Annotated in this window: 1 pseudogene; it reads left to right on the top strand. The window is 48.6% G+C overall.

Annotated elements, in window-relative coordinates:
- Window positions 1-368: pseudogene (locus ACTJJ7_RS28115) on the top strand (hypothetical protein); the annotation flags it as partial.

Raw genomic sequence — 368 nt, 5'->3', positions numbered from 1 at the left:
TGACTATCAGCGATGGCGCAAATAGTTTATCGCGCAGTGTGACGGCTGATGGCTCTGGTGCATGGACTATCAGTGGTAACGAGTTTGATGTAAGCAGCTTTAATAACGGCACGCTCACCGTCAGCGCCACACAATCTGATACCGCGGGTAATATTTCAAGTGCAGCCAGCACCTCCGTGATTTTAGATAACGCTGCACCAAGTGCTGTAACTATCACTACGCCGATTGAGGGTGATGACATAGTTAATGCCAATGAAGATGACAGTGTATTGATCACTGGCTCTGGGGCAGAAGCAGGTGCGACTGTGAATGTAAATGTTGCAGGGGTCAGCCGTACAATAACTGCAGATGGCAGTGGTAATTGGTCT

The sequence above is a fragment of the Phyllobacterium sp. 22229 genome, assembly GCF_052056495.1.
Lineage (GTDB): Bacteria > Pseudomonadota > Alphaproteobacteria > Rhizobiales > Rhizobiaceae > Phyllobacterium > Phyllobacterium myrsinacearum.
Note: the sequence above shows the minus strand (reverse complement) of the source record. Positions and strands in the feature narration are given on the sequence as shown.